We start from the raw sequence: 20235 nt of genomic DNA, 5'->3' as shown, positions 1-20235 counted from the left end.
AGAGAGGAGTGAGGATACTCCCTTCTCACTACTCTCCGTTCTTTTCTCTTTTCTCTCTTGTCTCTCTTGAGAGGGGATCCGATTGCATTAGCCGCTGACACAGTTGGGCAATCTGGGTGGGGCTAGCCTCATCCAGCCAGCGGTGAAAGGCTTGGGATTCCTGAAGGCGGCCCATCAGCAGCGTGGGGATCTGCTCCGGGCCGTCCAGTTCCGCCAGCCATTGCCGGGGAAAGCCAGTTACTGCAGCCAGATCCTCGGGATCCCGTCGGCCTGCTTGCCACAGCGCTTGCAGTTGGGCAATCTGCTGGGGGATCTGCTCCCAGCGGTGGCCAGAAGCAGTCAGGATCAGCGTTTGCGGCTGTGCCTGTTGCAGCAGTTGTGCCAAGTCCGCCGGTAGCCAGGGCCAGCGGGCCAGTACCAGCTCTTTCCCTTTGGGTGGTGGAACAAAGTTCTCGGCCTCCTGCCCGTCGTAACAGATGGCCCCCTGCTGCGAATCCGGCAGGGGTTTCTGCCGAAAATCTTGGATCTGTAGGCGAGGGGCGGAAATGGTGGGTGCCTGCCACTCTCCCGCAGGGCGCACCGCCAGCACTTTGCCCTGCCAAGGCTGTCTGCCCCGGTCATCCGCCTCCAACTGTAGGGCGATGTCCAAAGCCTGGCATTTTTGCCAGCGCTCCAGCTCTTCTCCGGCTTGCCAAAACCACAGGGTACGGGATCCCAGCTCAAACTTCAGGTGGCGACCATTCTGAGAAATCCCCAACTTAACGCTGCCGCAGCGAACATTCATCAGGGCTACGACGGGGTTGGGGTTGCCGTGCCCAAAGGGCTGCAGAAGCTGCACCTGCCGATACACCTCATCCAGCTCTGCCACCCCGTCCCGGCCCTGAGAGGCCAGAAGCTCCCAATCGATGACGATCTCCACTGCTAAGGTGCGAGCCTGGTGATCTGGGCTGACCCGCGCGGCCAGCTCCCGCCGCAAAGCCAGTTGTACGGCGGCCAGGCAAGAGAGATCCACTTGGATCCCGGCTGCCATAGGGTGTCCACCTCCCCCCAGCAACAGGGGGCGCACAGCCTCGATGGCCTCCACCAGGTTCACCCCCGGCAGGGAACGGCCCGACCCATAGCCCCGTCCCGCCGCTTCGTCTTTGGCGATCAACACCGTTGGGCAGTTATACTGCTCCACCAAGCGCGCCGCCGCGATCCCTAGAACCCCTGGGTTCCAGCCGGCTTCGGCCAAAACAATGGCTCCTTCTCGGGCCAGATCCATGCTCTCCACTTGTTGGCTGGCCTCCTGGATCACCTGCTGGGTGAGGTGCTTACGCTCCTCATTGAGGGCGACAAAGTGCTGCACCAGGGCCTGGGCGCGCTCTGGATCGGGGGTGGTCAGCAGCTCCACCGCCAGGCTGGCATCTTCCAATCGGCCAATTGCATTCAGCTTGGGAGCAAGGCGAAAGGCAATATCTTGGGCTGTCGGCACCCCCTGGGATTGGCCGTTGTCAACCCGAGCCAGGAGAGCCTGCAGCCCCGGACGCTGCGTCTTGGCCAGCACCGGCAGGCCCCGCTGCACCAAGTAGCGGCACTCCCGCTGCAACACCGCCACATCGGCCACGATTCCCACCGCCACCAGATCCAGGTGCTGCCCGACACCAGGGATCCCCAGTGCTTCGTAAAGCGCCTCCGCCAACTTGTAGGCCACTCCCACCCCCGGCAAGAAGCGCAGCGGATGTTCAGCCGGCAATCGCAAGGGGTTGACCACCGCATAGGCAGCGGGCAAGGGATCCGGCAGCATGTGGTGATCCGTCACGATCACGTCCACCCCCTGGGCTTGGGCCATGGCAATTTCGGCAGCATTGCCCACCCCGCAATCCACCGTCAGGATCACTTGGCAGCCCTGGGCCAGCACCTGCTGCAGCCGTTGAGGGTTGAGGCCGTGCCCTTCGGTACTGCGCAGCGGTATGGTGAACTGGACTCGGAAGCCCAAGGGTTGTAACGCCGAGAGCAGGAGACTGGTACTGGTGACACCATCGCAGTCAAAGTCCCCCCAAATGCACAGGGTCTCTTCCCTTTCCCGCGCCTGTAGCAGCCGTGCCACCGCCCGCTCCAGATCCGGCAGGGATCCCGACGGTGTGGGGGAATAGTGTTCGGGATCCGCGAAGGCCCGCGCTTGCTCCCAAGTGTGCAGACCCCGCAGGGCCATCACCTTGGCCGCATACTTGCCGTATTCCCGGCTCAGCTCCAGATTGAACTGGGGGGGAGTGGGCAGCAGCTCCCAGCGGTGCGGAGTATCTTCGCGCCAGCCGTAATCCATGCAAGCTAGGCCGACCCCTTGGCCGACAAGAGTAGAACTTCTCAGGAGCCTATCAAAAACGGCCCAGGGGGGAAATGGATCCCAGAGGAAAGGGCTGGGGATGATGGGCTACCTTGAACCCTACTGGCAGCAGTGAGAAGCCACACAGCAGGCGGAAGGGTGCTCGTGATTGTGGGTGGCACAGGCTTCGCTGCAGTAGAGTTGACCTTCGTAGCGATAGCCTTGGCTGCTCTCGAAGCTGCAGTTGCAGTGTTCACAGGCGCAACGGACAAGGGTGCTGGCAGACATGATTTTCTCTCCTTCTTTCTCGTTTTTTCCTAGGGATCCTCTTGTCGAAGATCCGCGTCTCTACACCCTAGCGGTTGCTCGGCAACGATGCTGAAACAAGAATCAGACTCATTTACGTCTGTAGCCATTCCAAATCACGGCAACACTCCCCTCTCCCTTTGGAACAGAGGCTGGGGGTGAGAGCCCGGGAAACCCTCTCAGATGGATTTGACCGGTCTGCGCGCCCCTTTCATAGCCCTACCTGTCCTCAGTTCCCAATAGGTGCTCGCCAGATCCGGCTGAGGTTAAGAGAATCCCATAGCCCCCCAGCCCATCATTGACTATGATGCGGGCGTGAGGTGTGAATAAGTACCTAAACAATGGCAACCCAACGCATTTGCTTTGCTCAAGTCTCAGATGTCCACCTGATGCCCGAGACGGGGTGCCGCTGTTGGTGGATGTCCGATTCCCCCCGCCGCCAGTTGGAAGCCGCCGTTGCCCATCTCAACCAGGTGCCCGATCTGCACTTCGTGGTGTTTACCGGGGATTTGGTGGATCAAGCGGATCCGGAGAGCTTTCAATCTTTCCAGGAGATTGTTGCCCAACTGCGGGTGCCCTATTACCTCAGCCTGGGCAACCACGATATCGACACCCTAGGGAGAAAGGGACGCTTCAACCGGGATCAGTTTATCCGTTGGTGCCAAAGCCAATTTCCCCTGTCCCCGGCTCCCACCGGTTACGTCGATTACAGCCTTTCCCCTCTGCCCGGGATCCGCTTGATTGCCCTCGACGCCAGCTTAGGACGCTTCCCTTTACCTCAGGGCGTGCTCCGCCCCTCCCAACTGCACTGGCTGGACGAACATCTGCAAACGGTGCCGGAAGAATGGCTGATCCTGCTGATCCATCAGCCGCCCTTCATTGCTCCCACCCAAATGGACGCGGTTTTGTTTCGCAAGTACCGGCTCCTCAGCGAACCAGCCTCGGCACTACACGCTCTCCTGGCCCGCCACGGGCGAGTGGTGGCGGTGTTGAGTGGGCATCTGCATGTGCCGAAGGTGTATGTCCGCGATGGGATCCCTTACCTGACGGCACCTCCTCTGGTAGGGCCGGTTTCGGCTCTGCGGGTGTTTGAGCTGGACGTGAACCCACGACGAGGGGTGTTGCGCTACCACTGGGTTAAGTTGCCGGAGTTGGATCCCAGCCCCCTCTGGCACGGCTTGGTGATGGGGATCCGACGGGATCGCTGGGGACAAATCCCTCTCCGGGCCAAGGGATCCCGCTCTCTCCCTCTGCCCGCTGCCGCCTGGTAATCAAAACCCCTAAAGCTTGACCGAATTAGTGTAGATTAAAAAAAGCAAAAATCGTCGAGTTCGGTGTCTTCCCCCTATGACGGCAAGCCTTTCTTCTTCTAGCCGCTGGGAGCTGGCGGCCCAAGCGCTGCGGGAGCAGTATCAACCTCAAGTGGCGTCCCTGAGCGAACGGTTTGAGCCTTTGTCGGCAAGCGACCTGCTCACCTGGGCGGTTGAAGAATTTGGAGATGGGCTGGTGCTGGCCTGTAGCTTTGGCCCGGAAGACCTAGTGCTGATCGATCTGCTCACGGCGATTAACCCCCGTGTTCGCGCTTTTTTTCTGGACACCGATTTTCACTTCCCGGAAACCCTACAACTGCGGGAGCAGGTGTTGGCCCGCTACCCCCACTTGCAACTGCAGATCTTCAAGCCCTTGCTTACCCCGGAAGAGCAGGCAGCTCAATACGGGCCAGAACTGTATCGCTCTGACCCCGACCTCTGCTGCAACATCCGCAAGGTGGAGCCCTTGAATCGTGCTCTGGCCGGTTGCACCACTTGGATTACAGGGATGCGTCGGGAACAATCCCCCACCCGCGCCGATATCGGCAAGGTGCAGTGGGACGGCAAGCGCAACCGCCTCAAACTCAACCCGCTGGCTGACTGGACAAATGGCCAAGTTTGGAAATACATCCTTGACCACGGGATCCCTTACAACCCCCTGCACGATCGCCACTACCCCAGCATCGGCTGCATCCACTGCACTGCACCTGTTGAGCCAGGGGCGGATCCCCGCTCTGGACGCTGGAAGGGCACAAGCAAAACCGAATGCGGCCTGCATACCTAACCCATGACTGCTTCCTCCATCCTTGAGGTGGCTCAGTTTGAAATTACCCCCGGCTCTGAAGCCGCCTTTGAAGCCGCCATCGCTCAAGCTTTCATCTATTTGCAGCAGACCGACGGCTACCAAGGGCACCAACTGCAGCGCTGTCTGGAGCACCCTCAGCAATACCTACTGCTCGTTCAGTGGGGATCCCTAGAGGCCCATCTGGTCAACTTTCGCCAATCGGAAAACTTTGTCCGCTGGCGTGCCCTCATCGAACCCTACTTTGCTCGCCCACCCCAGGTGTTGCACTACCAGTTGCTGACCGGATCCCCTTTTTGATTTGAAATAGGGCACCCGTCCACTCTCCACCCAGGCTAATCCCAATGGGACGGGTTCAAGATGTGATATTATCGATTTCCGACCTTCAGGTAGATGCGCGGCAGCATCGCTCATAGGGGCTGTTAACTCAGTGGTAGAGTACCACCTTGACACGGTGGGAGCCGCTGGTTCAATTCCAGCACAGCCCATGTCCTTGACAGAAGCTCACAAGACTCTGCTCTGGGAGCGGGTTACCGTGCTGGGCCGAGCCTTACCCTGCAGGTCTTGCGAAACTGGGGATCCCTCGCCGCCACGGACTCTATTGGTAGATGTTGGCCGCTTTTAACATGTGGTAGGTGATCAGCAACTGAGTCAAAGCCAGGGGATAGCTCTGGAGCAGCTCGCCGGTGGTGCCGATCAATTGGCCGATATTGGGGTTTCCCTCTAAGCTACAGAACTTGCCCAGGTAAGGGATTTCGTTGCAGAGCATCCGCTCCAATTCGATCACTTGGCTGGCCGTAGCATGGGCATCAATCTGCAAAACATCGACGGGCTTGCCCATATCCCGATCCAAATCCAAACGAATGGCAGAGCTAAGGTGATTGTCGCGGGCATTGAGGATTTGCCAAAAATCTGGGTGAGGAATGGTGGGGCGCAGCACCAAGCGTGCATTCAGCAATACCTCGTCTTGGTCGGATCCCTCTTGGGGCGGGTAAAAGGTGACCACTACATCGGCCCATTGGCGCTGTGGACGAATAAAAGCCTCTGAGTCGGGTTCGCGCTTTTTGAGCTCTTCTCGCACTTGCTCTTCGGTATATCCGCGCTTGCGGGTGTCCCGCTTAATCTTCCAGAGGGCTCGTAAATGTTCTGGGGGAGCCAAATAAACCTTGACATCGTAGCTATCCCGCATACCACGGGTAAAGTAGCCCAGCAGCCCTTCGACAATCACGTATTTGTTGGGCTTGACATACTCTGGCGGGTCAAAGGTGCCGGTGCTGTGGTTATAGACGGGCTTTAGGATCGGCTGGCCGGTGCGCAGGAGCGTCAGGTGCTGCTGAACGATATCCAGGTAGTTGCAGTCGGGATGAAGGGCTGTAATCCCCAGTTCAGCGCGTTGTTTGCGGTCGTAGCGGTGGTAGTCGTCGGTGCAGATGACAGTAACGTTTTCTTCCCCCAAGACTTGGGCAATGCCACGGGTAAGGGTGGTCTTCCCAGCAGCACTATCGCCAACAATACCCAGAATAATCGGGCGCTGAGCCACGGATCCCTCTCCTGAATCGTGAACCTGGGGCGGAGAACTCCCAACAACACCGGCCAACCTCAACTTCGTTTCGACCTGCGGATGGCCCCGATCAGAGAACAGGGATTGTCGGTCAGCAAACGAAGTTAAGCAAGCATTATCGGCTCTGGAGGGTATTGGGGCAAGCGAATGTTACAGTTCTTTCCAGCCATACCCACTTCAAGCCGGGGTAGGTATGCCCTTTGCCTGACAGGGATCCGCACCCAACTCCAGAAATCCCTACCGCAAGACTTAAAGATTGAATGCCCACAGCACCCCGACGTAAGGCCAGAGCGCTCTCACTCCATTGGCTAGGAACCCGGTTGCACCGGCATTGTAGAGCAACATGTTGAACTCATCCACAGGCAACTCGCAAATTGCCCTGGATCCCTATACTGGAGTAGAAGCACTGGAAGGCATCAAAGCAGCAAGGGTAGCATTAGGTCAGACCGCTAGAGGGGGAAGCAACCGATGGGATTGTTCGATCGGGTCAGCCGAATCATTAGATCCAATATCAATGCGCTGGTCAGCAGCGCCGAGGATCCGGAGAAAATCCTGAACCAGACCATTCAGGACATGTCTGAGGATCACTACCAGATGCGGCAAGCGGTTGCCCAGGCCATTGCTGCCCAGAAGCGGATAGAGCGGCAGTATGAGCAAGCACAGCAGAGTGTTGATGAGTGGCAAAGACGCGCCGAGTTGGCCCTGCGCAACAACAACGAAGCTTTGGCTCGGGAAGCGCTGGTGCGCAAGAAAACCTTTGCCGAGACTGCCCAAAGCCTGAAGCGGCAGTTGGATGAGCAGACTAAGCAGGTGGAGATCCTGAAGTCCAACATGACCAAGCTGGAGAGCAAGATCGCTGAGGCCAAGACCAAAAAGGACATGCTCATCGCTCGCGCCCGCGCCGCCAAGGCTTCCCAGCAAATCAATCAGGTTATCGGGCGGGTGGACGCCACAAGCGCCTTTGCTGCTTTTGAGCGTATGGAGGAGAAGGTGAACTCCCTGGAGGCCCAGTCGGCGGCAGTAGCCGAGCTGGCGGTAGACAATTTGGAAAACCAGTTTGCCGCTTTGGAGGCGGGTGGCTCGGATGTAGATCACGAGCTGCTGATGCTCAAGGCGTCGATCCAGGGTCAGTTGCCCTCTGGAGGGTCAAAGTCCTCAGGCCAACCTTCCACCGCAAGTGAGAGCGAGGTCGATCTGGAGTTGGAAAATTTGCGCAAGGAGATTGACCAGCTCTAACAGGCGGAATGTCGCTCTCTTCCGACTCTCAAGGCTTGCCGGGCTGAGTTTGGGCCGGGGGGTGGTAAGCTAACCAACAAGAACTCTGACAGCCCTTCTGCCGACCAGCAGGGCAAAGTCTGTCAGTAAAGCGTTCCACCTCGAGTGGCAGGGATCCCCAGAGGGTAATCAACCTGCGAAAGGGTCACAGCCTGCTTACGGCAGGGCTGAGGTTAGTTTGCCTACGGTTTTGTGAGAGCATGACTCTAGTCAATAATAAGCTCAACTATACTGAAAATAATGTATAATATGTTCAGTACGGATTACTACCAGTTGATCTTTCTGTTTACTTTCGAGTCTGCCAACATGGTAGCCAAAGCAAAGCAGAAAATTGGTAGTAAGACGACACGGAAACTGCGCTTTGGGTATTCTACTCAAAGCTTTGCGGGATACCGCCATTCTGTTTGGACTCCGTCCCGCTAACGCGAATGGAAACAAACAGAATGCTATCGCTACATAGTTGAACAGTGATGTTCAGCAGTGTTCAGCGTAAATGTATCAGAACAAACAGCGATGACAACAGCAAGTATTAAGCCTCTCTTGGATGCCAAGCAACTGTTGCAGGCTTATGCGTCTGGCCAACGGGACTTTTCCGGCTCCAACCTGAGCGGAGCGCAGTTGAGTGGCGCGAATTTGAAGGGCATTATCCTACGGGATGCCGACTTGAGTGGGGCAGATTTGCGCGAGGCGGATTTGTCGGGAGCAGATCTCTCGGGAGCCGACCTGCGCGGAGCCAAGCTGCGACGGGTGAACCTGATTGGGGCTAAGTTGGTGAAGGCAGATTTGCGGGGGGCCAACCTCTACCGGGCCAAATTGCTCAGGGCCGACCTCAGCGAAGCCGAGCTGAACCGAGCCGATCTGCGGATTGGGGCCGATCTGCGCGGAGCCATCATCACCAACACCCATTTCCGCGGTGCCCTCTACGACGAGTACACCAAGTTCCCGGATGGCTTTAACCCCACAGAGATGGGCATGTAGCCGGAGCTTCCCTCAGGGGATCAGGTTCTGCCACAGTTGGGCCATGCCTTCGGCAGCCGCTACAAAGGATGGATTGTGCAGGTCGGGCTTGTTGTAGCGCAAGGGATCCCCTGCCAGATCGGTAACCCTTCCCCCCGCCTGCTCCACAATGCACTGGGCAGCGGCAGTATCCCACTCCATGGTGGGGCCGAAGCGAGGGTAGAGATGGGCAGATCCTTCGGCCACAAGGCAAAGCTTTAGGGCACTGCCCACAGACTTCACTTCCAGAGAGCCACAGCGCTGCCGCAGCCGCTCGAGGAACTGCTCCGTCTCCGGGTTGCTGTGGGAGCGGCTGGCCACCACCTGCCAAGGGGCCTGGGCGGGCGGGCGGGCCCAGATGCGCTCATCGCCTTTGTAGGCCCCCAGCTTTTGGGCAGCTTTGTAGGTGAGGCCGAGAGCTGGGGCGTGGACAGCTCCCAGGATGGGGATCCCCGCCTCGACAAGGGCAATGTTGACGGTGAACTGGCCGCTGCCTTCGATAAACTCGCGCGTGCCATCCAAGGGATCCACCAGCCAAAACCGCTCCCACTGTTGCCGCTCTGGGTAAGGGATCCCGCCCGATTCTTCCGAGAGCACCGGGATCCCTGGGGTCAGGTCTTGCAAGCCTTGCAGGATCAGGTGGTGGGAGGCCAGATCCGCCTCTGTAAGGGGAGAGGCATCCGCCTTGGCCCTTACCTGAAGCTGCTCCTGTCTGTAGATGGGCAAAATAGCCTGTCCTGCCGCCTCCGCCAGCCGACTTACCTTGGGCAAGAGAGCGGCCAGATCCTGAGCTTGCATAGGATCCCTCCCCAAGCTAGAAACGCACCGGAATGGCATGGGCGGCCAAGTCGGCTTTGATTTGGGCAATCGTTAACTGGCCGTAGTGCAACAGAGAAGCCAACAGCGCTGCTTCTGCTCCCGCTTCCTGCAGAGCCTGGCGGATATGAGCACACTCCCCTGCTCCTCCTGAGGCAATCACCGGCACCGACACCGCATCCACCACCCGCCGGGTTAGCTCCAGGTCATAGCCGGCCTGGGTGCCATCGGCGTCCATGCTGGTGAGCAAAATCTCCCCTGCCCCCCGCTCGGCCACGCTTTTGGCCCACTCCACCGCGTCTAGCCCCGTCGGCTGCCTCCCCCCGCGCACGTACACTTCCCATCCCCCTCCCTGCAGTTTGGCGCGAGCGTCGATAGCCACCACAATGCACTGGGATCCAAACCAGCGGCTGGCTTGAGTCACCAAATCCGGATCCCTGACCGCCGCCGAATTGAGGCTGACCTTGTCTGCCCCGGCCCGCAGCAGTTGCCGGATCCCCTCCAGATCGCGGATCCCTCCTCCCACCGTGAGGGGAATGAACACCTGCTCTGCGGTGCGCCGCACCACTTCCAACAAAATCTCCCGCTCTTCGTGGGTGGCGGTGATGTCCAAAAAGACCAGCTCATCGGCCCCCGCCTGATCGTAAGCCTGGGCCAGCTCTACCGGATCCCCGGCATCCCGCAAGTGCACAAACTGGATCCCTTTCACCACCCGCCCTGCCGCCACATCCAGACAGGGAATGATCCGTTTGGCCAACATCGCTCTCTCCCGAGGACTCCATACCGCTAACGCGAACAGAGGGGAACAACTGGGGATCGTTTTAGCCGAAGCTGATGACCAGGAAGGGTTCTTGAAACTTGGCCCCGGTCACCTGCCGACCTGCCAAGCTGGGGGGCAAGAACAAATTGCGCCGCTGATCCCCGGCGGTAATGGTCAGCTCCGGGCCTGACTGGCTCAGCTCGATTTGGGCCTTGCTGAAGCCGGGAATAAACAGCTTGACTGTACGGGCTCCCTCGTCGATGGCCACGGGCGGCGGCACATCCGGCACGGCGAACATCCCCCCCACCGCTGCTTCCAAAGCCGACCAATCGGATCCCTGACGCAGGGGGAGTGTCCGTACTGTCAGCGGGAAAAAATCGGCAGCCGAGACCTCCCCCGGAGCCAGAGGGGTGACCCAGAGGCCACCCACCGTCAGCCCCACCATCTGAGCACTCCCCCAAAGGTAACGGGCGGTTTGCACGGCCATCGGGTCAGGGGTGGTCACCAGGTGGGCCAACACGCGGCGCGGATTGGCAATAGCCTGTCGTCCCTGCTCCAAAAGGTTGGTCATGCCCCCCAACCGCTCTGGCAGATCCTCCAGGGAGGAAAATTCCACGGTGCTTACCGAACGCAACAAGGGCTCGGCAAAGGGTCGCAGGGTTTTGGCCAAGTCGGATCCCAAAAAAGCTTGGGAGGCTCGCCGCCAGTACCAACTGGCCACCTCCGGGATCCCAAAGGCCCGCAAGGTGGTCAGATCCCCTGGCCCATCGTAGAGAATGCAGTCGTATTGGCCGCTGGCATCGTAACGGCGCAGAGCTTCCAGGGCTAGGGCCTGATCCATGCCCGGCAACACCCCCAGTTCCTGGCCGTAGATCTCCCGGAAAAAGGGGGTGCGCACGTATCGGGCTTCCAGCTCTTTGGCCGCCGTCCAGAACTGCTCCAGCAGCTGGGTTGTCCGCAACTGCACCACGCTCAAGTTGGCAGCAATGGTCACCGGCTCGCCGGAAAGCGGGATCCCGCCCAAAAGCATTTCCAGCCCCGGCCCCGCCTGATGGCCCACCAACAGCACCCGCCGCCCCTGCTGGGCTGCGGCCCGAGCTGCCGCCACGGCCAAGGTGCTCCGACCTGTGCCCCCCTTGCCCAGAAAGGTGAGAATTTGGCTCATTCCCGCTCCTCCCGATTCCGCTCTCCCGCCTCTCCGTAGATATCGATGTACAGAGATTGACCTGCCAACTGAGCTGCGGCCATCATCACCTGTCGAATCGCTTGCAGGGTGCGCCCGCCCCGCCCGAATACCCGCCCCCGATCCTTCGGGTCAAAGGCCAGCCGCAGCCATACCTTTCGCCCGCCACAGGTGGTTTCCACATCCATTTGAAGAGAGGCGCTGCTGAGCAGCGGTTCGATCAAAAGATGGGCGAGAGCCTTGTAGTCTGGCATAGAGAGCTAGACGACAGGAGGGAACAACTGGCCAAGCCAAGCTTAGCCGACCCTAGGCCTCAACCGCTTCCTCAACCTGAGGCTTTTCAACTTCAGCTTCTGGAGGACTTAATTCTGCCGCTGCTGTCTCAGTGGCAGCTTCGCTCAATTCAGACTCGGGAACATCGGCGACTTCAGCTTCGGCCACGGACTCTGTTGCAGGGGCCTCTTCTGCCGCCTCAGGGATCCCAGCTTCAGGCTTGGCGATGGCCGGAATGCGAATCGAGGCCACCACTCCCCCTTCCCCTGCTTTCAACATCTCATAGATGCCGGCCTTTTTGAGGAGACTGTCCACCGTCTCTGTGGGCTGAGCGCCACAGCGCAACCACTTCAACAAGCCCGCCGTTTCCAAGACCGTCTCCTTGGTGCGCGGGTTGTAGTAGCCCAACTCCTCTAGCGGACGGGCTTCACGACGGCTTTTGCTTTCGATGGCAATGATGCGATAGCTGGGTTGCCGCTTTTTTCCGTAGCGCTTGAGCCGCAATTTGACCATGGGATATCCGCTCCTTAAGGGATGCTCCGCAAGCTGTAAAGATCCAAATCCAACAAAGAGTTCACGCAAACCCGCCAAGCATGCTGAAGCCCCAGAACCTTACCCGGAGTCTCGCCGCTTGGCCGGTAGACATAGGCTTTTTATTTTAGGCGATCTTCCCCTCGACTGGAAAATGTCGGATCCCGGTTTGGAGGGCAATCTTCATGGCAGAGTTAAAGAGAAAACCCACACTCAGCGACGACCCCCATGATCAACTACGCCGATTTGACAGACGAGCAGCGCCAGCTCTACCTCAAGGCCCTGATCGCGGTGGCCCGAGTGGATGGCCAGTTGGACGAAGAAGAAACCTCTTTCTTCATGCAAATCGCAGAAGGGGTAGGCATCGAAGCGCCACTGGCCCAGACCTATCTGGCCGATGAAGCAGGTGCACCTTTGGATATCAGTGGGATCCCGCCCATGCGCAACGCGGCGGGGGCCTTGATCCTGCGGGATCTGGCGGCGATGGCGGTGGTGAACAGCCAGTTGGTGGAAAAGGAAGAGGAGCTTATTTTCCAGATCGGCAAAGCCATGCAGTTCAGCGCTGAGGAGATCAACGAGTTTATCGACTGGGCCTTCATGGGACTGCAGTGGCAACTGAAAAGCGCATCCCTGCTGGAGCGCTATGCCCAGCCCTCCCCCCAACCTTCTGAATGACCTGGGGTACTAGATAGCATCACAACGGCCAGCCCCCGCTGCAGATATTGACAGCCCAGTTTGGCGTTCCCCTGAGCCAAGCAAGGGGAGACTTTCATCAAGTTAAATCTGGCCATCGAGACTTAGCTGATAAAGCGATCCAGAGCCCGCTGCAACTCCTCCAGCTCCACCTCGATGTTGCCGGTCTCGATGGCATGGCGGATGCAGTGGCGAATGTGATCGTCCAAAATCAGCCGCGCCACCCGATCCAGCGCTCCCTTGACGGCGGCAATTTGCAGCAGCACATCTGGACAGGGCTGATCCTGCTCGATCATGGAGCGGATCCCGTGCACATGCCCTTCGATGCGAGCCAAGCGGTTGATCAACTTGCGCCGAGACTGGGGATCATGATGGTGAGGCTGGGCCCGCCCAGGCAGCGGCGGCTTTTCCAGCGCCAGCTCCCACTCCTCCTCCCAATCGGGTTCTGAAGGGAGCGGCGGAACGGAATGAGATCGAAGTGGGGGAACGGGATCCGACATAAAAAGGGCAAAGGACTGCCTGCATGATACCGCTTGGTTTTCCCCGAGAACGATGGGGTACTCTACAATAGGAAAAGATGTGAAATTTTGTAAAACCTCTCATACTTTGGCTCCATGACCTCTGTGCTCTCCCCCTTTGGCCCTGTAGAAGCGGATCTGGAGCGTTTACGCCAGAACCTAACGCGGTTGGTGAGTGCCAAGCACCCCATCCTGGCCATGGCTGCCGAACATCTGTTTTCGGCGGGAGGGAAAGGGATCCGGCCAGCCATTGTGCTCCTCATCGCCCGCGCCACCACTCCAGATGGAGAGATTACCCCACGGCATTGGCGCTTGGCAGAGATCACCGAGATGATCCACACGGCCAGCCTGGTTCACGACGATGTGATTGATGCTGCCGATGTGCGACGGGGCATCGATACGGTGAATACCCTCTTCGACAATCGGATAGCCGTGCTGGCGGGGGATTACCTCTTCGGCCAAGCTGCTTGGTACTTGGCCAATCTGGACAACCTGGAGGTAGTGAAGCTCCTTTCCAAGGTCATCATGGATTTGCCGGAGGGAGAGGTGCGCCAGAGCCTCACCCGCTTCGACCCGGATGTGTCGATGGAAGACTACCTGGCCAAGAGCTTCTACAAAACGGCCTCCCTCATGTCCGGCAGTTCCAAGGCTGCTGGCCTGCTGAGCGGGGTTAGCGAGGAAGTGGCGGATCGCCTGTTCGATTTTGGGCGGGATCTGGGCATTGCTTTTCAGATTGTCGACGATCTGCTGGATTTCACCGCTTCGGCAGAGACGCTTGGCAAGCCTGTGGGATCCGACCTCATCCAGGGCAACCTCACTGCACCCGTTCTGTTTGCCCTAGAGGAATTTCCCCAGATGCGAGAGCTCATTCTCAGGGAGCTGTCCAACCCGCAAGACCTGAAGCAGGCCCTGGAGTGGGTGTATCAAAGCGAAGGGATCCCACGCTCTCGTCAGTTGGCCCGCGACTACGCCCAGCGGGCTGCCGAAGCGCTGTATAGCCTGCCGGACTCTGCGGCGCGTCGTGCTTTGTTTCAGATGGTGGACTATGTGCTGGAGCGGCTGCACTGAGCAGTTCCGACAGGGTCAAGCTGGCTTTCTACCGGGCTGTGTTGCCCAACACTTGGGCCTCTGGAAGAAGCTCAGGATATTCTGGCGGGGCGAAAAAGTGTAGGCGATTTGGGGGCCAAAAGCGAAAAATGGTGTTGCCGATGATGTTTTCTTCCGGCAAGAAACCCCACACATGGGAGTCTTGGCTGTCGTTGCGGTTATCCCCCATCACAAAATAGGAGCGGGGAGGAACCACGAATTCGGATCCCTGATTGGGAACTCCAGGACAGCGCTCGCCAGGGCAAGAATAGTTGGGAGGGGCGTAGATATAATCTTCCTGCAGCGGGATCCCGTTGATGATGACCTCACCGTTGGCGATGCGAATGCGATCCCCCGGCAGGCCGATCACCCGCTTGATGTAGGCCCCGTCAAAGTTCAGCTTGGCGGGGGGGTTGAAAACAATGATGTCACCTCGTCTGGGCGAACCAAAGCGGTAGCTGACCTTTTCCACCACCAGCCGATCCCCTTCTTCCAGAGTGGGCAGCATCGAATCAGATGGGATCCAACGCGCCTCCGCCACAAAGGTGCGAATGCCGAAGGCCAGCAACAGTGCCAGCACCACCGTCAGAAGGTTTTCCCGTTGCGCCTGCCACCAGCTGCGGGATCCCGAGCTGGCAGGGGTTGCCCCCGATGGCGACTGGGGCTTGGGCAGAGAAGTTGGATCTTTTGACGGCATGGAAGCTAACGGACAAGACTTCACGATCTCAAGATTATCGCACCCCATCCAGGCCAGCAGAATGGGATGCCCTCCCGTTCAACCCCTGCCGGAGAGACGAACAGTCGGCAATAGCATAGGATTGGTATCCTGGTGTACCGTACTCGCGACTGTCAGCCTCCATGACGATTTCAACGGAAGAGCGCCTAGAGCGGGTCGAGCGCCTGGTCGAGGCCAACAGCCAAGCGATAGCTCGCCTCACCCAACAACAAGAGGAAGTTTTGAGGCGGCTCGATCGGCTCTCAGAGGATAGCGAAAAGCTCTCGGGCGATGTCGAAAAGCTTGCCAGTGATGTCGAAAAGCTCTCAGAGCGGGTTGAAAAGCTCTCCAGTGATGTCGAAAAGCTCGCTTTTAAGTTCGACACCTCACAAACCATTGGGGAACGGTTAGAACGTCTGGCCACCAGCCTGATTGCCGGTGCCACCATCAGCATCATTGCCGGAGTGATTTTGGTGCTGCTGCGGGAGGGATCCCGTTGAAGGGATGTTGCTCGGGGCTGGTTTTGGGGGGTCAACTGCCGGAATTGAGTTTTTCCCAGTCCCGCTGGTGGATGGCGATCATCTGGGCTTGGGCTTGAATAGCTGCCAACACCTCCGTCATCAGGGGCCAGTCGCTCCGCGGCGGACTGGGGTACTGCTTAAGCTTGTCAACTGTGTTGCTGAGAGCACTTTGCAATTGTTGCAGCAGTTGATAGGTCTGTTGGGCCAAAGCTAGGGTCTCAGAGACGCGGAGGTTATTCTGGCCTTGTTGATATTTCTGGAGAGCTTCCCCTCGCAGGATGCTCAAGATGGCCCCTTCTCTAGAGGCGGCAGTCTGGCCACTTTTGGAGCGCTGCGGTATGATGCGCAACTGCAACACCAGTGGCTCCCCCCGGTACATCCGCTCCACCTCTGCCTGCTGCGGCTCCCCGATCAACTCCGGATCCAGCGCCATCATCCGCTTCATGGCGGTGATCAACTTCGCTCGTATGGACTCGGAGAGATCTTTGAACAGATCCCGCAAAATCCCCTGCTGGCGGTAGCGCACTCGACAAGAAGGCCCCTCTTGAGGTTCCACGAAAATTTGCTCGGCTTTCTCATCCAAAGCCCGCCGCAGCATCGAGTTGAGCAACTGCTGTACCGTCTCTTCCGATTCGTCGGCGGGTACGGGCGGAGCGGTTGGTCGGGCGGACGGAGGCTGGGTTGGAGTCAACTGCGTGGGGGGCCCCGCCGCAGGAGCAGGAACCTCCCGAGTCACCCGGTTGGCTTGGGCCTGGAAGCGCAGCCGCTCCACCTCTGCCGGGTCGGGGGGATGGCTGAAGTAGTAGGCAATCAAATCCTGCTGCTGCTGAGCGGTGAGAGGGATTGGCTGGACGGAAATCTGGGAATAGGCCAGCATCTTGCTTATATAGTCCAGCGCCGCCAAATCCTGGGGATCCACCATGCCCAAGATAAGGCTGTCGGTATCCAGGGCCAAGGGAACAACTTGGTAGTAAATGCAGATTTCCACCGGCAAGTACTGGGCAATTAGAGCCGGCACCCGCGCCCGGTCAACAAGGGAGTGTTGTCCCACCGCCAGAGAGGCATCTGGATCTGTCATGGCAAGCCCGGAGTGGATCCCGCACAGGCGAGACGTCGCTACTCGATCATAGAGTAAAGCCTACACCCTCGCGGCCTGAGGCCCATGGCATCCTGGCTCATCTGACCGGCGTAAATTGAATAATGTAATACTAGGGGTATTTACACCCAAAGCAGTAAAGCCTTGTTAAGTCTTGGAGTTAACATCGACCACATTGCCACCATTCGACAGGCACGCCGCACGGTGGAGCCGGATCCGGTAGCGGCAGCGGTGATTGCCGAGCTGGCGGGGGCAGATGGCATTACGGTGCACTTGCGCGAGGATCGCCGTCACATTCAAGATCGGGATGTGCGGCTGCTGCGGCAAACCGTGCGCACCCACCTCAACCTGGAGATGGCAGCCACCGATGAGATGGTGGCGATTGCCCTGGAGGTCAAGCCCGACTACGTCACTTTGGTTCCCGAGCGGCGGGAGGAGATCACCACCGAAGGTGGGTTGGATGTGGCGGGGCAGGTGTCGCGCCTCAGGGATGTGGTCGGCCAACTGCAGGGATCCGGCATTCCCGTCAGCTTGTTTATCGACCCGGATCCGACCCAAGTTGCTGCTGCTGCCCAAGTGGGAGCCCGCTGGGTGGAGTTGCACACGGGGCGCTACGCAGAAGCCTCATCCGAAGCTCAGCGGCAGGTGGAACTTGACCACCTGGAAAAGGCCAGCCAACAGGCCCTTCAACTGGGCTTGCGGGTGAATGCGGGACATGGCCTCACCTACTGGAATGTCGGCCCGGTGGCGCGGATTCCGGGAATGGAGGAGCTGAACATTGGCCACAGCATTATCAGTCGAGCGGTGCTGGTGGGGCTGGATCGGGCGGTGCGAGAGATGCGTCAGGCGATGGGATTAAGCTGAGGAGCAGGCCCGGCATGAACTCGGAATACTACGGCTACGAAAACTACGTTCTGGAGCAGGCGGAAATCGAGCGCCTGTTGGATCTGCTGCCGGCCAGTATGCGGGAGAGTGTGAAGATCTTGCCCGCCTCAGAACGGCAAACGGTGGTGATCAAAGGCCGCCGGCAGATGCCCTGGGAACGGCAGATGCGGCTGTTCATCAAGCCCTATGAGTGGCGGCAATTTACCCCCCTGCAGCGGGCGGGGCTGTTCCTGCACAAGGTGGGCTACTACAGTCGGGCGGTGTCGCGGCAGATCGACTTTTACCTGGCCATAGCAGCTCTGGGGGGGTTGAGCTTGATCTTCGAGGCCGTACAACAGGATCCCGTGGGGGCAACCGTTTCGGGGGGTTTGAGTGGCTTGGCCCTCTGGCAGTTGCGCCGCGACCAAACCAATGACCGCCGTCTGTTGGCTGCCGACGCCTATGCGGTGGATCGCATGGTGTTGCGCGGGATCCCGCGGCTGCAGGCGGTGGAGGCCCTGGGGCAGGCGCTGCATGTGGAGGCCCGCCTGGAGGGGCGCTCGGGCAATGATCTGCTGGACATGTTGCGCTACCAAAACCTCAAGCGGCTGGCCCAGCGTCCGGCGGAAGATATTGTGTTGAGCTGATCCCGGACGGAGATGCTTTCCCCCTCGCGGCTGGGATCCCGAACGGGCCGGTGGGGCCGCTATCTCCTGCAGGTGGCGGTGACCGATTCCACCAATCGGCTGCTCTTGGATTGGGGGCGTCGCTTCCCACAGCCGCTGCCGGTGGGCACAGTTTTGGTCAGCACCCGCCAGCGGGCCGGGCAAGGTCAACATGGGCGAGTGTGGCACTCGCAGCCGGGGGGGCTGTACCTGTCCGTTTGGCTGGGATCCCCGCCCTTGCATCACTCGCTGCTGGAACTGACCCTGACCTTGGGCTGGGGCATTGCGGGCTGCTTACGGCAAAACCTTGGGATCCCGCTGCGGCTGAAATGGCCCAACGATTTGGTGGTGGTAGATGAGCAGCACCCAGATTCTCTGCTCAAGCTGGGGGGGATCCTGGTACAAAGCCGCTTTGGGGGGAGCGGGCAACTGCTGGGGTTGGTGGCCGGTGTGGGGGTGAATGTCAACAACCCCGTTCCCATTGGGGCAATCACCTTAGCCCAAATTTTGGGATCCCCTCTGCACCGCTCACTCGACCGCACCGAGATTGCCGGCTGGGTTCTGCAGGGGATGGAGCAGGGATTCCACGTCTGGTTGCAAGGGGGATTTGCCTCCGTTCGCTCGGAGTACGAAGCCTGGATGGTTAGGCCACAAATTCAATTTCAATGGCCGGAAACAAGCCCCACGATCTTGGGCCTTGCCGAGGATGGGAGGATGCGAGTACAAACACGGGGGGAGCGACATTGGCAACAGCAGCCATCCATTCTGACGCTTACACCCGATCAAGTTCGCTTGAGCTATTCCATTCCGGCGGGCGGCAGCCCGTAGTTTTTCCAGTGTTTTTTCTCATGTGGCCTGCGTTGAACTCGGTGATGAAACTTTGGGTTATGGCAGCGCGCCTTTTCTCCCCCCGAGCTCGGCGGCTGCGCTTTTGGCTGAAGATAGGGCTGGCTCTGCTCTGGTTTTATCCCACTGCTCTGCTGGCCCAGACCCAACCAACCCCTTTGCCCCCGCCGCCTGTGGTGGAACCGGCCCTGGACACGCCTGGGGCGGCAGCCCTGCTGCTGGATGGAGCCATTCCTTTACGAGAGGGCAGCCCTGCGACCCTTGAGGCAGAAACCCGCACAGAGACGGTAGTAGGCCGCGAGATCGTGATTGAGCCCCAGAAGAACCATGACCGGGTTCCCCATGCTCAGCCTGAAGGTGGGGTGCCGGTGGTGCTGATGGAACGCAGCTCCGGTCGCCGCATCATCCTCGCCCCCGGCCAAGAGATTCGCATCGAGGATCCCAGCCAGCCCCAAGCTCCTGAACCGCAAACGCCAAGGTTGCCTGAACTGGCGGCAGGTGACGAACGACTGCTCTACCCCCTACCTCACCCGGTGCCGATTACTTCTGGATTTGGCATGCGAATTCACCCCATCCGCGGAGAGCCAGAGTTTCATGCCGGGGTGGATTTGGGGGCCAGCATGGGCACGCCGATCTTGGCCTCTTTAAGCGGCAAGGTGGTCACTTCGGGATCCCTGGGGGGTCTAGGGATCACCGTTGTGCTGGAGCATGCCGGCGGTCGGCGCACTCGCTATGGCCACATGTCCGAAGTTGCTGTAACACCGGGGGAAGTGGTAGAGCGGGGATCCGTCATCGGCTACGTGGGGGCGACCGGAGCGGTAACTGGGCCGCACCTCCACTTTGAGCTGTGGAAGCGGGCGGTGGGGCAAGGTTGGGTGGTTCTGGACGCCACAGATGATCTGAAGGTTGCTGTTGCCCAGCTGCCGGGTTAGCCAGAGCCGGCTTGGGTTAGCATAGGTGGGCGGGCTCCAACTGGAATGCTGGCGCAGGTAACCAGTTGGGTCATGCAGGTTTTGCGGACGTGGCGGAACGGCAGACGCGCTAGACTTAGGATCTAGTGCCGCAAGGCGTAAGGGTTCAAGTCCCTTCGTCCGCATGAGAATCCCCTACTTC

General features: G+C 59.3%; 23 protein-coding genes and 2 tRNA genes. 14 read left to right on the top strand and 11 right to left on the bottom strand.

The annotated features are described in order from the left end of the window. Window positions 1–28: 28 nt before the first annotated feature. Window positions 29–2305, bottom strand: a complete 2277-nt coding sequence (recJ, locus tag ACVWVQ_RS12390) for a single-stranded-DNA-specific exonuclease RecJ (protein WP_457508749.1) — start codon at window positions 2303–2305, stop codon at window positions 29–31. Window positions 2306–2425: 120 nt separating this feature from the next. Continuing rightward, on the bottom strand, window positions 2426–2593 hold the full coding sequence (locus tag ACVWVQ_RS12385; protein ID WP_083757636.1) for a hypothetical protein: 168 nt from the start codon (window positions 2591–2593) through the stop codon (window positions 2426–2428). Window positions 2594–2952: 359 nt separating this feature from the next. On the opposite strand from ACVWVQ_RS12385, the gene ACVWVQ_RS12380 reads away from it, so the two are divergent. The 4 genes from ACVWVQ_RS12380 to ACVWVQ_RS12365 all read left to right on the top strand — a co-directional run bounded on the left by ACVWVQ_RS12380 (window position 2953) and on the right by ACVWVQ_RS12365 (window position 5211). Further along, window positions 2953–3882, top strand: coding sequence for a metallophosphoesterase family protein (locus ACVWVQ_RS12380; protein WP_414375311.1), 930 nt, complete (start codon window positions 2953–2955; stop codon window positions 3880–3882). Window positions 3883–3958: 76 nt separating this feature from the next. Continuing rightward, window positions 3959–4705, top strand: a complete 747-nt coding sequence (locus ACVWVQ_RS12375) for a phosphoadenylyl-sulfate reductase (RefSeq protein ID WP_457508748.1) — start codon at window positions 3959–3961, stop codon at window positions 4703–4705. Window positions 4706–4708: 3 nt separating this feature from the next. After that, entirely contained in the window at window positions 4709–5023 is a 315-nt protein-coding gene (locus ACVWVQ_RS12370; protein WP_011432095.1) for an antibiotic biosynthesis monooxygenase family protein, read from the top strand. Window positions 5024–5139: 116 nt separating this feature from the next. Beyond that, a tRNA-Val gene (locus ACVWVQ_RS12365) sits at window positions 5140–5211 on the top strand. A gap of 110 nt (window positions 5212–5321) precedes the next feature. Here the strand turns inward: ACVWVQ_RS12365 and ACVWVQ_RS12360 are convergent. Beyond that, a complete protein-coding gene (locus tag ACVWVQ_RS12360; RefSeq protein WP_414330145.1) occupies window positions 5322–6263 on the bottom strand; it encodes a phosphoribulokinase in 942 nt (313 codons plus the stop codon). A gap of 489 nt (window positions 6264–6752) precedes the next feature. On the opposite strand from ACVWVQ_RS12360, the gene ACVWVQ_RS12355 reads away from it, so the two are divergent. Together ACVWVQ_RS12355 and ACVWVQ_RS12350 are read left to right on the top strand one after the other, a co-directional pair. Further along, a complete protein-coding gene (locus ACVWVQ_RS12355; RefSeq protein WP_011432097.1) occupies window positions 6753–7520 on the top strand; it encodes a PspA/IM30 family protein in 768 nt (255 codons plus the stop codon). Window positions 7521–8072: 552 nt separating this feature from the next. Beyond that, window positions 8073–8537: a pentapeptide repeat-containing protein gene (locus ACVWVQ_RS12350; RefSeq protein WP_011432098.1), complete on the top strand. Its 465-nt coding sequence runs from the start codon at window positions 8073–8075 to the stop codon at window positions 8535–8537. Window positions 8538–8549: 12 nt separating this feature from the next. On the opposite strand, the gene cysQ is transcribed toward ACVWVQ_RS12350, so the two are convergent. The 5 genes from cysQ to rpsP form a co-directional block, all read right to left on the bottom strand. Continuing rightward, complete coding sequence (gene cysQ / locus ACVWVQ_RS12345; RefSeq protein ID WP_457508746.1) at window positions 8550–9353, bottom strand: 3'(2'),5'-bisphosphate nucleotidase CysQ; 804 nt, start codon at window positions 9351–9353, stop codon at window positions 8550–8552. Window positions 9354–9369: 16 nt separating this feature from the next. Continuing rightward, complete coding sequence (gene hisF / locus ACVWVQ_RS12340) at window positions 9370–10131, bottom strand: imidazole glycerol phosphate synthase subunit HisF (protein ID WP_457508744.1); 762 nt, start codon at window positions 10129–10131, stop codon at window positions 9370–9372. Window positions 10132–10192: 61 nt separating this feature from the next. Beyond that, window positions 10193–11296 carry a Get3/ArsA fold putative tail anchor-mediating ATPase NosAFP gene (locus ACVWVQ_RS12335; protein ID WP_457441889.1) on the bottom strand — a complete coding sequence of 368 codons (1104 nt, stop codon included), beginning with the start codon at window positions 11294–11296 and terminating at the stop codon, window positions 10193–10195. Then, window positions 11293–11568 carry a KH domain-containing protein gene (locus ACVWVQ_RS12330; RefSeq protein ID WP_011432102.1) on the bottom strand — a complete coding sequence of 92 codons (276 nt, stop codon included), beginning with the start codon at window positions 11566–11568 and terminating at the stop codon, window positions 11293–11295. The genes ACVWVQ_RS12335 and ACVWVQ_RS12330 overlap by 4 nt, the downstream gene beginning before the upstream one ends. Before the next feature lie 52 nt (window positions 11569–11620). Further along, window positions 11621–12100 carry a 30S ribosomal protein S16 gene (gene rpsP / locus ACVWVQ_RS12325; protein ID WP_414358355.1) on the bottom strand — a complete coding sequence of 160 codons (480 nt, stop codon included), beginning with the start codon at window positions 12098–12100 and terminating at the stop codon, window positions 11621–11623. Window positions 12101–12346: 246 nt separating this feature from the next. Between rpsP and ACVWVQ_RS12320 the strand changes: the two genes are divergently transcribed. Then, window positions 12347–12793: a TerB family tellurite resistance protein gene (locus ACVWVQ_RS12320; RefSeq protein WP_457395570.1), complete on the top strand. Its 447-nt coding sequence runs from the start codon at window positions 12347–12349 to the stop codon at window positions 12791–12793. 122 nt (window positions 12794–12915) lie between these two features. On the opposite strand, the gene ACVWVQ_RS12315 is transcribed toward ACVWVQ_RS12320, so the two are convergent. Continuing rightward, window positions 12916–13311, bottom strand: a complete 396-nt coding sequence (locus ACVWVQ_RS12315) for a metal-sensing transcriptional repressor (RefSeq protein WP_457508742.1) — start codon at window positions 13309–13311, stop codon at window positions 12916–12918. Window positions 13312–13425: 114 nt separating this feature from the next. Here ACVWVQ_RS12315 and sds point away from each other — a divergent pair, with 114 nt between their 5' ends. After that, window positions 13426–14397, top strand: a complete 972-nt coding sequence (sds, locus tag ACVWVQ_RS12310; protein WP_041436149.1) for a solanesyl diphosphate synthase — start codon at window positions 13426–13428, stop codon at window positions 14395–14397. Between the two features lie 28 nt (window positions 14398–14425). Here sds and lepB read toward each other — a convergent pair whose 3' ends face one another. Continuing rightward, window positions 14426–15112: a signal peptidase I gene (gene lepB, locus ACVWVQ_RS12305; RefSeq protein ID WP_457508740.1), complete on the bottom strand. Its 687-nt coding sequence runs from the start codon at window positions 15110–15112 to the stop codon at window positions 14426–14428. A 161-nt stretch (window positions 15113–15273) separates the two neighbouring features. On the opposite strand from lepB, the gene ACVWVQ_RS12300 reads away from it, so the two are divergent. After that, a complete protein-coding gene (locus ACVWVQ_RS12300) occupies window positions 15274–15630 on the top strand; it encodes a YbgF trimerization domain-containing protein (protein WP_414409397.1) in 357 nt (118 codons plus the stop codon). Window positions 15631–15661: 31 nt separating this feature from the next. On the opposite strand, the gene ACVWVQ_RS12295 is transcribed toward ACVWVQ_RS12300, so the two are convergent. Next, window positions 15662–16729 (bottom strand): ATPase, T2SS/T4P/T4SS family, encoded by a 1068-nt coding sequence (locus tag ACVWVQ_RS12295; protein WP_457404183.1) that lies wholly within the window; start codon window positions 16727–16729, stop codon window positions 15662–15664. A 162-nt stretch (window positions 16730–16891) separates the two neighbouring features. Between ACVWVQ_RS12295 and ACVWVQ_RS12290 the strand changes: the two genes are divergently transcribed. The 5 genes from ACVWVQ_RS12290 (at window position 16892) to ACVWVQ_RS12270 (ending at window position 20218) form a co-directional block, all read left to right on the top strand. Continuing rightward, window positions 16892–17611 (top strand): pyridoxine 5'-phosphate synthase, encoded by a 720-nt coding sequence (locus ACVWVQ_RS12290; protein ID WP_457508738.1) that lies wholly within the window; start codon window positions 16892–16894, stop codon window positions 17609–17611. Window positions 17612–17625: 14 nt separating this feature from the next. Further along, window positions 17626–18258 carry a DUF3318 domain-containing protein gene (locus tag ACVWVQ_RS12285; RefSeq protein ID WP_457508736.1) on the top strand — a complete coding sequence of 211 codons (633 nt, stop codon included), beginning with the start codon at window positions 17626–17628 and terminating at the stop codon, window positions 18256–18258. Between the two features lie 12 nt (window positions 18259–18270). Then, window positions 18271–19104, top strand: a complete 834-nt coding sequence (locus tag ACVWVQ_RS12280; protein ID WP_457508734.1) for a biotin--[acetyl-CoA-carboxylase] ligase — start codon at window positions 18271–18273, stop codon at window positions 19102–19104. 44 nt (window positions 19105–19148) lie between these two features. Continuing rightward, window positions 19149–20054 (top strand): M23 family metallopeptidase, encoded by a 906-nt coding sequence (locus tag ACVWVQ_RS12275; RefSeq protein ID WP_457508732.1) that lies wholly within the window; start codon window positions 19149–19151, stop codon window positions 20052–20054. 83 nt (window positions 20055–20137) lie between these two features. Next, window positions 20138–20218, top strand: a tRNA-Leu gene (locus ACVWVQ_RS12270). Window positions 20219–20235: the final 17 nt, after the last annotated feature.

The sequence above is a fragment of the Thermostichus sp. MS-CIW-36 genome (assembly GCF_054059035.1).
The sequence above is the reverse complement of the archived record's forward strand: the minus strand, read 5'-3'. Positions and strand labels throughout refer to the sequence as shown.